This is a genomic window from Sphingomonas sp. BL-S-30 (genome assembly GCF_055521475.1).
Window position 1 is genome coordinate 3,954,237 of the sequence record NZ_CM145481.1, and the last position, 11,755, is coordinate 3,965,991.

At 67.6% G+C, this 11,755-nt stretch carries 14 protein-coding genes; 9 read left to right on the forward strand and 5 right to left on the reverse strand.

Features of this window, described 5'->3' with window-relative positions:
• Window positions 1–30: 30 nt before the first annotated feature.
• The 4 genes from ACZ1I5_RS18405 (at window position 31) to ACZ1I5_RS18420 (ending at window position 4,271) form a co-directional block, all read left to right on the forward strand.
• Entirely contained in the window at window positions 31–966 is a 936-nt protein-coding gene (locus tag ACZ1I5_RS18405) for a dihydrodipicolinate synthase family protein (RefSeq protein ID WP_465170693.1), read from the forward strand.
• Window positions 967–1,038: 72 nt separating this feature from the next.
• On the forward strand, window positions 1,039–2,229 hold the full coding sequence (locus ACZ1I5_RS18410; RefSeq protein ID WP_465170694.1) for a mandelate racemase/muconate lactonizing enzyme family protein: 1,191 nt from the start codon (window positions 1,039–1,041) through the stop codon (window positions 2,227–2,229).
• Between the two features lie 2 nt (window positions 2,230–2,231).
• The gene (locus ACZ1I5_RS18415) at window positions 2,232–3,596 is read left to right on the forward strand and encodes an MFS transporter (RefSeq protein WP_465173993.1); all 1,365 of its coding nucleotides are present in this window, start codon (window positions 2,232–2,234) and stop codon (window positions 3,594–3,596) included.
• A 123-nt stretch (window positions 3,597–3,719) separates the two neighbouring features.
• Window positions 3,720–4,271, forward strand: coding sequence for a hypothetical protein (locus ACZ1I5_RS18420; RefSeq protein ID WP_465170695.1), 552 nt, complete (start codon window positions 3,720–3,722; stop codon window positions 4,269–4,271).
• 157 nt (window positions 4,272–4,428) lie between these two features.
• On the opposite strand, the gene ACZ1I5_RS18425 is transcribed toward ACZ1I5_RS18420, so the two are convergent.
• Together ACZ1I5_RS18425 and ACZ1I5_RS18430 are read right to left on the reverse strand one after the other, a co-directional pair.
• Window positions 4,429–5,226, reverse strand: coding sequence for a LytR/AlgR family response regulator transcription factor (locus ACZ1I5_RS18425; protein WP_465170696.1), 798 nt, complete (start codon window positions 5,224–5,226; stop codon window positions 4,429–4,431).
• Between the two features lie 4 nt (window positions 5,227–5,230).
• Window positions 5,231–6,319, reverse strand: a complete 1,089-nt coding sequence (locus ACZ1I5_RS18430) for a sensor histidine kinase (protein WP_465170697.1) — start codon at window positions 6,317–6,319, stop codon at window positions 5,231–5,233.
• Window positions 6,320–6,468: 149 nt separating this feature from the next.
• Between ACZ1I5_RS18430 and ACZ1I5_RS18435 the strand changes: the two genes are divergently transcribed.
• Window positions 6,469–6,924: a hypothetical protein gene (locus ACZ1I5_RS18435; protein ID WP_465170698.1), complete on the forward strand. Its 456-nt coding sequence runs from the start codon at window positions 6,469–6,471 to the stop codon at window positions 6,922–6,924.
• A gap of 89 nt (window positions 6,925–7,013) precedes the next feature.
• Complete coding sequence (locus ACZ1I5_RS18440) at window positions 7,014–7,157, forward strand: hypothetical protein (RefSeq protein WP_465170699.1); 144 nt, start codon at window positions 7,014–7,016, stop codon at window positions 7,155–7,157.
• Here the strand turns inward: ACZ1I5_RS18440 and ACZ1I5_RS18445 are convergent.
• Together ACZ1I5_RS18445 and ACZ1I5_RS18450 are read right to left on the reverse strand one after the other, a co-directional pair.
• Entirely contained in the window at window positions 7,154–8,491 is a 1,338-nt protein-coding gene (locus tag ACZ1I5_RS18445) for an ATP-binding protein (RefSeq protein ID WP_465170700.1), read from the reverse strand. The genes ACZ1I5_RS18440 and ACZ1I5_RS18445 overlap by 4 nt on opposite strands.
• Window positions 8,488–9,204 (reverse strand): response regulator, encoded by a 717-nt coding sequence (locus ACZ1I5_RS18450; RefSeq protein ID WP_465173994.1) that lies wholly within the window; start codon window positions 9,202–9,204, stop codon window positions 8,488–8,490. Before ACZ1I5_RS18450 ends, ACZ1I5_RS18445 begins: the two co-directional genes overlap by 4 nt.
• A gap of 158 nt (window positions 9,205–9,362) precedes the next feature.
• Here ACZ1I5_RS18450 and ACZ1I5_RS18455 point away from each other — a divergent pair, with 158 nt between their 5' ends.
• From ACZ1I5_RS18455 to ACZ1I5_RS18465, 3 genes are read left to right on the forward strand one after another with little or no spacing between them, the layout of a single operon-like run.
• The gene (locus ACZ1I5_RS18455) at window positions 9,363–9,845 is read left to right on the forward strand and encodes a hypothetical protein (RefSeq protein ID WP_465170701.1); all 483 of its coding nucleotides are present in this window, start codon (window positions 9,363–9,365) and stop codon (window positions 9,843–9,845) included.
• Between the two features lie 59 nt (window positions 9,846–9,904).
• Window positions 9,905–10,348 carry an EF-hand domain-containing protein gene (locus ACZ1I5_RS18460; RefSeq protein ID WP_465170702.1) on the forward strand — a complete coding sequence of 148 codons (444 nt, stop codon included), beginning with the start codon at window positions 9,905–9,907 and terminating at the stop codon, window positions 10,346–10,348.
• Window positions 10,349–10,388: 40 nt separating this feature from the next.
• A complete protein-coding gene (locus ACZ1I5_RS18465; protein ID WP_465170703.1) occupies window positions 10,389–11,312 on the forward strand; it encodes an alpha/beta hydrolase family protein in 924 nt (307 codons plus the stop codon).
• 37 nt (window positions 11,313–11,349) lie between these two features.
• Here the strand turns inward: ACZ1I5_RS18465 and ACZ1I5_RS18470 are convergent, their stop codons facing one another.
• A complete protein-coding gene (locus ACZ1I5_RS18470) occupies window positions 11,350–11,559 on the reverse strand; it encodes a hypothetical protein (RefSeq protein WP_465170704.1) in 210 nt (69 codons plus the stop codon).
• Window positions 11,560–11,755: the final 196 nt, after the last annotated feature.

Consider the following 11,755-nt stretch of genomic DNA (forward strand, 5'->3'; position numbering starts at 1 on the left):
CAGCATAGAACGCGACGGGGAGACGGGTGAATGGCGAGCAAGCCGGATGATCGGCTGAGGACCGCCCTGCGCGGCGTCTCGGGCATTCTCACGACCCCGTTCGATGCCGACGACCGGCTCGCACCCGCCCGCCTCGCCCCGGTGATCGACCGCGCGATCGGCGCCGGCGTCGATGTTCTGGTCTCCAACGGCAATACCGGCGAATTCTATGCGCTGACCACCGCCGAGGCGGAGGCGATGGTGCATGCCGGTGCCGAGCTCGTCGCTGACCGCGTCCCGCTGATCGCCGGTATCGGCCGCAGCATCGGCGATGCGCTGGCACTGACGCGCGCGTCGCGCGCGGCGGGCGCCGCCGGCCTGATGGTGCACCAGCCGCCCGATCCCTTCGCCGCGCCGCGCGGAATCGTCGACTATGTCGCGCGCATCGCCGAGACCGGACAGGGCCTGCCCGTCCTTCTATACCTGCGTGATGACGGTATCGGCATGGACGCCATCAGCGATCTCTGCGCCATTCCGAACGTTGTCGGCGTCAAATGGGCCAGCCCCACGCCGCTGCGCCTGGCCGAGGCGATCAGGGCGAACGATCCGTCGCTCGTATGGAGTGGCGGCCTGGCCGAGACCTGGGCGCCGATCTTCTACGCGGTCGGCGCACGCGGTTTCACCTCGGGCCTGATCAATTTGTGGCCGGAGCGTTCGGTCGCGATCAGCCGGCTGCTGGAAAAGGGCGACTATGCCGGCGCGCGATCCCTGGTCGAGAGCATCGCCCCGTTCGAGGCGCTGCGCTCCGAAGAGCGCAACGGCGCGAACGTTTCGGTGGTCAAGGCGGCGCTCCAGCTGCTCGGCAATGATTGCGGCCCGCCGCGTCCGCCCGCAGCCTGGCCGCTGTCCGATCATGCCCGGCAGGTCCTTGCGGATTTGCTGCGGGACGTGGCCGCCGATAACGCTGCGGCGCTGGCCGAAAGCTGACGCCGGCAAACAATCGCCGCCGTGACGGCAGATGTCCGTGACGCAGGCGCAACCAAGGACGAGGACGACCCGATGAGAATAGATCGCCTCCGTGCCTTCATGACCCGTGATGGCGGACGGCCGCGCGTGATCGTCGCGATCGATACCGATGCCGGCATCACCGGCTGGGGCGAATGCTATAATCATGGGCCGGACCGCGCCTTACCGCCGATCCTCGACTATCTCGCCGAGTTCATCGCCGGGCAGGATCCGCGCCGCATCGAATATCTGATGCAGCTGCTGATGCAGCAGGCGCGCTTCCCGCCGGGTGCGCTCGGCCTCGCCGCGATTTCCGCGATCGATCATTGCCTGTGGGACATTTCCGCGAAGGCGCTCGGCGTGCCGGTCTATATGCTGCTCGGCGGCAATGCGCGCGACCGAGTCCGCACCTATTCGGGCATCTACACTGCCCCGGATCCGCAGGCGGCGGCCGACACGATGGCGATGCTGCGCGAGGATTGGGGCTTCACGGCCTTCAAGCTCAGCCCCTACCGGATCGATATCCATGCCAATCGCTGGGGCGAAGTGGTGCGCACCAGCGCGGACTATTTCCGGTCGCTGCGCGAGCATGCCGCGCCCGATATCGACATCGCGTTCGACGCGCATGCCAAGATCTTCGAGCCGCGCCTGGCCGCCCAGCTCGGCAATGCGCTCGCGCCCTATGATCCCTTGTTCTTCGAGGAGCCGATCCGTCCGGAGAATGTCGAGAAATGGGGGGAACTGAACCGCAGCCTCACCTGCGTGCTTGCCACCGGTGAATCGCTCTACAGCCGATACGAATTCCTGCGCCTGCTGCAAGTCGGCGGGTGCGACATCATCCAGCCGGATATCTGCGTGGTCGGCGGGCTGCTGGAGATGCGCAAGATCGCCGCCATTGCCGAGGCGCATTATGTCACGGTCGCGCCGCATAATCCGATGGGACCGCTCGCGACCGCGGTGAACGTGCATTTCTGCGCGGCGCAGCAGAACTTCAAGATCCTGGAATATCGCTTGCCCAACCCGGACGTCCTGCCCGGCGGACGCGAGGGGATGAAGGGCGAAGCGGTCGGCGACGCGCATTATGTCCGCGATCCCTATCTGCCGCGCGACGGTTACCTCGACCTGCGCCCCGACCGGCCGGGCTGGGGCGTCGAGATCGACGAGGCGCATCTCGCCACGGACAATTATGTCCGGTGGGAGCGCAAGCTGCCGAAGCGCCCGGACGGCTCGATCGCGTTCGCGTGAGTATGAACGGCGTATCCGGCGGTGCAGCCCCCTCCTCCCGCAGGCCCGGGCGCCGCTTCCTCGTCCTTGCGCTGATCACCGCAGTGCTTGCGGTCAGCACGGGCGACCGGGCGACCCTGTCGGTCGCGGCACCGGGCATCTCGCGCGATCTCGGCATCGGCCCGGTCGAGATGGGCTGGCTTTTTTCCGCTTTCTCCTGGAGCTATTTCCTCGCCCAGGTGCCGGCGGGCTATCTCGTCGACCGGATCGGCGCGCGGATCACCATCTTCGTCGCCGTGCTGGGCTGGTCGATCGCCACCCTGCTCACCACCGGCGTCGGCTATTTCGCGGCGCCGATCCTCGCCATCTATGCGCTACGCATTCTATTGGGCGTATTGGAATCGCCGGTAACGCCGGCCTGTGCGCGCGTCATTGCCGCCTGGTTCCCGCCGGACGAACGCGGCGTTGCCGGCGCCATCTTCAACTCGGCCCAATATCTCTCGCTCGCGGTCTTCACCCCGTTGATGGGCTTTCTGTTCCATTATTTCGGCTGGGAACACATCTTCTCGGTGATGGGCGCGATCGGCATCGCGCTCGCTCTGGTGTGGATCGGGCAATATAACTCGCCCCGCCGCGACCGGCGGCTGACCCCGGGCGAACTTGACGATATCACCGCGCGCGGGGCGCTGACTCAGCTGGGCGACATTGCGCCCCGCGCCGGGGCGAGCCCCGAGCCGGGCGCGGGCACGACAGTGCTGCGAATCCTTTCCAACCGTATGCTGGTCGGCATCTTCTTCGCGCAATATTGCATCGCGTCACTGTCCACCTTCTTCATCTCCTGGTTCCCGAGCTATCTGGTCGAGGCCCGGCATTTCAGCATGCTGCAGGCCGGATTCGTCGCGGCGCTGCCGGCGATCTGCGGCTGTATCGGCGGCGTCTCCGCCGGATTCTTCTCGGATGCGCTGCTCAGGCGCACCGGATCGCTGACCATCGCACGCAAGGTGCCGATCACGATCGGCCTCTGCCTCAGCGCGACGATCATCCTGTGCAACTACACCGACGCGAACATGGTCGTCGTCGTCATCATGTGCGCCGCCTTTTTCGGCAAAGGCTTCGGTGCGCTCGGCTGGACGGTGATCGCTGACACCGCGCCCGCGGCGGCGATCGGCGTGACGGGCGCCCTGTTCAACGCCGCAGGCAGCATCGGCGGCATCATCACACCGATCGCGATCGGCATGATCGTCGCACGCACCGGATCCTATGACGGAGCGCTGCTCTATGTGGGCTTCCACGTCCTGGCGGCCGTCGCGGCCTATTGGCTGATCGTCGGGCGGATCGAGCGCTATGTGCTGGACGCGCCCACCGCCAGCGAGCGCACCGCCCGGTAGGGCAGGCATCCCCATGCCGCGGTTGAATCCGATCGACGGCACCGCGGCAAGCGCGGATCGGCCAGCGTCTTGCTGGCGGCGTCGCGCACCTGCTAAGCCCCGTTCACAGCATGGGGAATGCCGTTGGTTGATCGCGACCTCAGCCTTACCGATCATGAGGGCACCTTTCTTGCGCTGGTGCTGCGGATTCAGCCGGTCACGGCTTATCTCGTCTCCAAAATCTATGACGGATCGCCGGTCAGCAACTTCAACACCAGCAAGGGCAAGATCTACCCGCTGATCCGGCGACTGGCGGAGCGCGGGCTGCTCGACAAGCAGGTCGTCGAAGGCGATGCGCGGGGGACCGAGCAGTTGAGCTGCACGCCCGCGGGCGAGGAAGCGGTGCGCGCCTGGGTCAAGGAGATCCGGCCGAGCCATTTGCTGCTCGAGGATCCGCTGCGCACCAAGGTCCAGTCCTTCGGCCTGCTCAGCGAGGCGGAGCGGATCGACTGGATCCTGGGCGCCAAGGACCAGCTCGCCGCGCAGATCGAGCGGCTCGAACGCTATGAGCAAGGGGTCTCGGTGCCGTTCAAGGCGTTCGTTCATGACAATGCGGTGCGATCGATCCGGGCACGGATCGCGTGGCTCGATTCCATGCTGAACCATTTGATGCGCGGCGATATGGGGGCTGATTGAGGACCGCTCCTTCTTAAGGCCGCCCCTTCTTCCTCCCCCGGCACAGGCCGGGGTCCAGTCGGAAAGGTTGAAGTAACAGAGCGCAACGCCAATCAGAATCGTCCCCCGACTGGGCCCCGGCCTTCGCCGGGGAAGGATTTAGGGAGGCTGTAGAAGGTCAATCCGACGGAATCCGGTCGTTGGCGATCATGTCGCGCACGACGCGGCGATAGCTGCGCCCGACCGGCAGCTTGTTTCCCGCGTCAGTGCCGAGCTGATAGCTCCCCGTCGCCATCCTTTTGACCGAGGCGATGCGGTCGCGGTTGACGATGTAGGAACGGTGGATGCGGGTGAAGCGCTGCGGGTCGAGCTGTTCGAGCAGCGCAGTCAGCGACTCCCGGTGCAGGTAATTGGCATCGCCGACATGGAGCCGCACATATTCGCCCTCTGCCGCGACCCAGTCGACCCGGTCGAGATCGACCCGCACCGTCTCGCCGCGCCGCTGCACCCAGATATGGCGGGCTTCGGCGACGTCGCCGCCGGTCCGTTCGCGGCGCAGCGCGTCGAGCTGGCCGGCCAATTCGGTGAGGCGCGCGCGGGCGCTACGATCCTCGATCGAGCGGCGGATGCGATCGATCGCGATCTGCAACCGGCCGAGCCGGATCGGCTTGGTCAGGAAATCGATCGCCCCCGTCTCGAACGCGGTCGCCGCGAAATGCGGATAGGCCGTGACGAACACGATCAACGGCGCGGATTCGCCGGCGCGCGCCAGTTCCTCGACCACGTCGAACCCGTCGAGCGCGGGCATCTCGACATCGAGCAGCACCGCATCAGGGGCGAGCGCCGCGATCTCGGCCAGCGCGGCGGTGCCATTGGCGGCGGTGCCGACCACCTCGATGCCGTCGATCCGGCCAAGCAGGTCCTGCAAGCGCTGGATCGCGAGCAATTCGTCATCGCACAGAAGGAGTCTGATCATCGCCTCAGCCCATCGTCGACCAGGGAAGTTCGATCACCACCAGGAACCCGCCATCGCCCTGCCGTTCGGCCAGGAACAGGCAGTCCTGCCCGAAGCGCGCGCGCAGCCGCTCAGCGATATTGGCAAGGCCGACGCCGGTGCCCTTGCTGACCGGCGCACCGCCGATCGGCGCGCTGTTGCGCACGGTGATGCGCAGCCTCTCGCCCTCATGCCGTGCGACGATCGACAACAGGATCGGCTCGAGACTGGTCGCGACCGCATGGCGCACGACATTCTCGACCAGGGGCTGAGTGACCAGGCTCGGCACCAAAGCGGCGCGGACCTGTTCGGGCACGTCGATCTCGACCTTCAGCCGGTCGGGGAAGCGCAGTTCCTCGATCGACAGATAAAGCGACTGGAGCTCGATCTCCTTTGCGAGCGGGATGTCCTCATGCGGATCGAGCGACAGGCCCGCGCGCAGGAAGTCGGCGAGATTCTCGACCATCGCCTCGGCGCGCTCCGCCTCGCGCCGGGAGATCAGCGCGGCGATCGAATTGAGCGTGTTGAACATGAAATGCGGGTTGAGCTGGTAGCGCAGCGCGCGGAGCTGCGCGGCATGCGCGACGCGCTGCAGATGCGCGATCCGCCGTTCGCGATCGCTCAGTTCCAGGCTCGACGTGACGGCGAGCAGCAGCGCGCAGAGCGCAGCATAGGACCAGAACCATTGCAGCAATGCCGCGAGGTAGAGCCCGACCGAGAAGGACTCCATGTTGGATTCGGGCACGAGCAATTCGAAGATCGTGAGGTTCGCGGCGCCATGGATGATGCAGCCCACGACCGCCATCGCCGCCGCCGCGCCGAGCTTGACACGCATCGATCGGCTGGCCAGCCGCCGCAATTGCTGCGCGATCAGGAAGGACAGGCCGATCGCCACCACCGTCACGCAGAAGCGCGGCAACAAATAGGACAGCTTCTCCTCTTCGCCCATGTTGAGCCGCCGCATCAGCGTCAGCATGGAAAATTGAGTCGTCCAGAACAGCAGGATGAACCAGGTCATCGTGCGACGGATCGCCCGGATGCTGTCAGTCTCTTCCGGCAGGTTTTCGATCTTCACGTGCATCCGCCATCGTAGCGAGCGACACCTTGACGGGTAAACAGCGCCACCGTGACGTTGGTCGGCCTCAGCGTGCCGTTCGCACCATTTATGCCGTTCGTCGGGGGCTCGGCGCTGTTCGCGGCATCCCGGGTGAGACGCCGTGTCGCATGGCTATCATACACCGCATGCACGGCACCGCATCCCGTTCCGACATCGTATCGCGCACCCCGGTCGCGCCGCCGATGATGGGCGCGGAAGGCAGGCGTCCGCTGATCAAGCGCGGCGCGCTGACCGCGACGTTCGACCCGCTCGAAATCTGCTGGAACGGCAGCCGCGTGCCGCTATCCCCGCTCGAAGCCGCGATCATGGCCCGGCTGATCAAGCGCGAGCGCGCGCCCTGGTCGGACCTGCGCGAGATGCTCACCGCGAGCAATGCGCGGCCCGACACCTGCGAAGTGCTGGTGTTCCGCATTCGCCGCAAGTTCGCCGCGATGGGCGCGAGCAACCCGATCGAAACGATCCGCGGCTGGGGCCTGCGCCTGCATGTCGAGCGTGACGCACGGGGATCGCGCTCACTGTGGATCGGCGCGACCGAGGTTATGGACTGGTCGGCCGGAGTGTGAATAATGGCGCCATGCGATACGCTCTCGCCCTTGCCCTGATCGCCAGCTGTGCGTCCGAGCCCGCGCTGGCCAGGCCTTGCACTCATCCGATGACGCGACTCGCGTCGGCGCAGCCGGACGCACGTCGCCCGGCGCCGGCAGCCCCGCGCGCGAAGGAGGACAAGCGCCCGCCCTGTGCAATCCTGCAGAAATGGACGCCGGACACGATGGACCATCGGGAAGCGCTGGCCTAGGCCGCCGGATAGCGCACGGTCACCCGCAACCCGCCCTCGGCGCGGTTGGCGAAGATCACGTCGGCTCCGTCGCGACCCGCCAGCGCGCGGACGATCGCGAGGCCAAGCCCCGCACCGCCGGTCTCGCGATTGCGCGAGGTGTCGATCCGGTTGAACGGCTCACCCAGCCGCGCGAGCACCTCGGGCGGTACGCCCGGCCCGTCATCCTCGACGATCAGGTCGATCGTCCCCGCTCCGGTCGCAAAGCGCACCGTGATGGCGGTGCCGTAGCGCAGGCCGTTGTCGATCAGATTGCCGAGGATGCGTCGCAGCGACAGCGGCGTCGCGCGCACCCGGAGCGGCCCGGCCGGCTCGATCGTCACCGCTTCGCCCAGGTCCCGCCGCACCGCGACGAGCGCGGCCGCCGCCGCATGGAGATCGATCTCGATCGGCGGCACCGCTTCCGCCTCGCCGCGTGCCAGGAACAGGGTATCGTCGAGCAGCGCCGACATCTCGTCCAGGTCGCGCACCGCGCCGTCGCGGTGGCGCGGATCGTCGATGAACTCGGCGCGCAGGCGCAGCCGCGTCAGATAGGTGCGCATGTCGTGCGCGATGGCGGCGAGCATGCGGGTGCGCTCGGCCATCAGGTCGCGGATCCGCCCCTTCATCTCGTTGAACGACGAGGACAGCTCGCGCACCTCGCGCGGACCGGTCACGGGCAGGTCGGGCGCAGCGAGGCTGGTGCCGAACCGCTGGACTTCGCGCGACAGCCGGACCAGTGGCCTGGTCGTCTGGCGCACCGCGAGCGCCAGCGCGGCCAGCACGATCAACCCGCCGATCGCGCCCAGCCAGGAGCGCGAGCGGAAATAGCCGCGCATCGAGGGCGAGGGCCGGCTGGTCAGCACCATCGCGCCGCCTTCGTGCAACCCGATCGCCACGGTAACGGGCGCGAAGAAGCGCGCGGGGCGCGGATGCGTTCCGATCAGCCGGCCGAACCCGGGACGCCGGCCGTTAACCGCGATATCCCGCCCGGGCAGCGCACGAGCATAATAGAGCGACAGCAGTTCCAGATCGGGGGTGGGCGTGGCGGTGATAGCGGGCAGGTCGGGCGCGAGCGCCACGGTGTAGAGGCCGCCGTTAAAGGCATCGAGCAATGCCTGGCGCTGGCCGGCCGGCGCGCGATCGAGCGCATCGGCCATCGCGCGGGCTTCAGCAGGAAGCGGCAGATTATAGGGCCGCCGATCGTCGCCGCGCGTCGGCAGGCTGGTCGCCGCGACGATCAGCAATTGCAGCGCGACGAAGCCTGCGAGCAGGATCGCGGTGATGCGCAGCGAGAGGTTCGATGCGATCGTCATGCCCGTTCCACGCCGACCGTGAACTGATAGCCGCCGCCGCGCACCGTCTTGATCAGCGCAGCCCCGCTCGGGCGGTCGGCGAGCTTGCGCCGCAACCGGCTGAGCTGGACGTCGACCGCGCGGTCGAACGCGGCGGCGTTGCGGCCGCGGGTCCAGTCGAGCAGCTGATCTCGGTTGAGTACACGCTGAGGGTGCGTGACGAAGCACAGCAGCAGGTCGAACTCGCCCGCGGTCAGATCGACCTCCTCGCCCTCCGGACAGGTTACGCACCGCGCGCCGGCATCGATCGCCCAGCCGGCGAAGCGGTAGCGCTCGACCGGCAGGGCCGCCGTCACCCGGTGCTGCTCGCGCGTCCGGCGCAGCACGGCGCGAACGCGCGCGACCAGTTCGCGCGGGTTGAACGGCTTGGGCAGATAATCGTCGGCACCGATCTCCAGCCCGACGATCCGGTCGATATCGTCGCCGCGCGCGGTGACCATCACGATCGAGACGTCGCCCGCCGCGCGCAAGCGACGGCACAGCGAGAAGCCGTCCTCGCCGGGCAGCATCACGTCGAGCACCGCGAGATCGACGCGCTGGCGTTCATGCAGCTGGTCGAACTCGGCGGCCGTACGGCAGCCGATCGCGCGGAATCCCTCACGCGCGAGCAGATCGACCACCATCGAGCGAATCTCCCGGTCGTCCTCGACCACGGCAATGCAGCTATTTTCCATCGTCGCCAGATTGCCCTGCCCCACGCCCGCGCGAAAGAGGGGCGGCCCGGCTGTTACACTCTGTAACCAAGTGACACCTGATCGACGCCAACCGCTTACGCTATGGCTGCATAAGCCGGGGCGCGGCGGCCGGATCGCCGCCAGTGCAAGGAGTCATCATGTACAAGCATATGCTGGGTTTCGCCGCCCTCGCCGCCGCCCTGGGCACGGCATCGGCGACGCCCGCCGAGGCCCGTTCGCGCGGGCATGTCCTCAGCATCCAGGGCGCGCATGGGCGTGGCCTGGTCCAGACCCGCTCGGTCAACCGCCAGCGCGGCGCGGCTTCGGTCCATCGCGGCCTGCAGACCAATAGCGGCCGCGGCTATGAGGCATCGCGCAGCCGGGAATACGGCCCCGGCCATTATTCGAGCGACCGCAGCGTCCACGCCAATAACGGCCGCGGCTACGATACTTCGCGCGACGCGAGCTGGGGCAATGGCGGCTATAGCGGCGGCCGCACCACCACGACCGGCGACGGCCGCACCGCCGGCCGCTCGACCAGCGCGACCAACAATGGTGACGGCACGGCGAGCTACAGCAGCACCGTGACTCGCCTCAACGGCAACAGCCGAACCGTCAGCGGCACCGTCCCCCGCCCCTGACGCCCCACGGCCGCGCCATCCCCTCCGGCGCGGCCGCTCCTTTTTCGAAAGACCCAGACATGACCAAGACTTTCCTGATTGCCGTCCTGCTCTCCACCATGATCGCCGCGCCCGCCGGCGCGCAGATGTTCGGCGCGGGCGATGCGATGGACCCGTTCGCCAATGCCGATGCCAATGGCGACGGCGTCATCACCCGCGCCGAATTCCTCGCCGCGCGCAGCGCCCGCTTCGCGAAGATGGACCGCAATGGCGACGGCGCCGTCGCGCGCGACGATTTCGGCCGGCTGCTCAAGCTTCGCCCCCAGGCGGGCGAGCGCCTGAACGCGCTGATCGCGCAGATGGACAAGAATGGCGACGGCCGGGTGAGCCGCGAGGAATTCGCCGGCGCCCCGACCCTGATGTTCGACCGCGCCGACGCGAACAATGACGACAAGGTCGACCAGGCCGAGCTCGCCGCGGCGAAACAGCTTCTGGAGACGCTGAAGGCGCAGCGGAAAGGCTGATGCCGCTCGGGCTTTCCCCACCGGGCGCCGTGGAGACATTATGAAAAGCCTGTTCCTCGCCGCCATCGCGGCGACCTCGATCGCGGCCGCCCCGTCGCCGCAGCCAAGCGGCGCGGTCTGCGAAGCGCAGTGGCGCGATACCGCGCGCAACCGCATCGTGCCGGTGCGCATCCGCATGCCCGCCGGCACCGGCAAGGTGCCCGTCATCCTGTTCAGCCATGGACTGGGTGGCTCGCTCGACGCCGGGACGCTCTGGGCCGAGGCCTGGGTGCGCGATGGCGACGCGGTGATCCACCTGCAGCATGCGGGCAGCGACAGCGGCATCATCGGCAGTGGCGGCCTTCGCGCCGCCATGTCGATCGAGCAGCTTCGCGCGCGGGCGGACGACGTGCATTTCGCGATCGACGCATTGGCGAAACACAGGCGCGAGGGCGCGTGCGACCTGACAAGGCTCGACCTTCATCGCATCGGCATGTCGGGCCACAGCTTCGGCGCGCAGACGACATTGTCGATCGCGGGGCAGCAGTATCCGGTGGCCGGCATGAATTTCGGCGACGGCCGGGTGACGGCAGCGATCGCATTCAGTCCGCAGCCGCCCGTCGCCGCGCGCGATACGAGCGCGTTCGGCGGCATCAGCATGCCCTTCTTCTCGATCACGGGCACGAAGGACCAGGTCGCCTGGCTCAACACGGTCACGCCGAAGGACCGCGAACGCCCGTTCCGTGCCATGGCACCGGGCGGCAAATATCTCCTGGTGATGGAAGGCGCTAACCACCGCATGTTCAGCGGGCAGGACAATATCCCGCTGCCCGACAGTAGCCCGGTGCCGCATGTGCGCGCGGTGGTGGCACGGGCGACCACCTTGTTCTGGCGCTGGACCCTGCGTGGCGACATGTCGGCGAAGGCCGAGCTGGATCGGCTGGGCGCGACTCTCCCGCCGCCGGATCGCTTCGAAAAACGCTGAACCTGGCGGCTGCCCTGCGACAGCCGGTCAGCCCGGCCTATTTGCTGGCGATGTCGCCCGTCTCGGCCTTGTAGGTTTCCCGCACAAAGGCGCGCGCGGCGGTCTGCGTACGGAAGGTGTCCTCGAGCAGCTCGGCCGACACGAGCGGATAGCCTTGCGAATTATAGCGCGTGGTCCGCACGGTGACGCGGAATACGCCGTCCTCGTCCTTGGCGACGAGGAAGGGGCGAACGGGGATTCTGGACATAGATACTCCTCAGAAATGGGCCGCGAACAAGGACCGGTTTTCGGGCGGTCGAATGGTCATGAGATGGCCGATCGGTCGCTGGGTCGCGACGACATCGCCGCTTTCACAAGCGGGAAGCCAGCGCCGCCGATTTGCGATTTGGCGCTCCCCGAAGGAGTGCCAGCAAGAGGCGTGTGGGCGCTATTGCCGCCGGTGG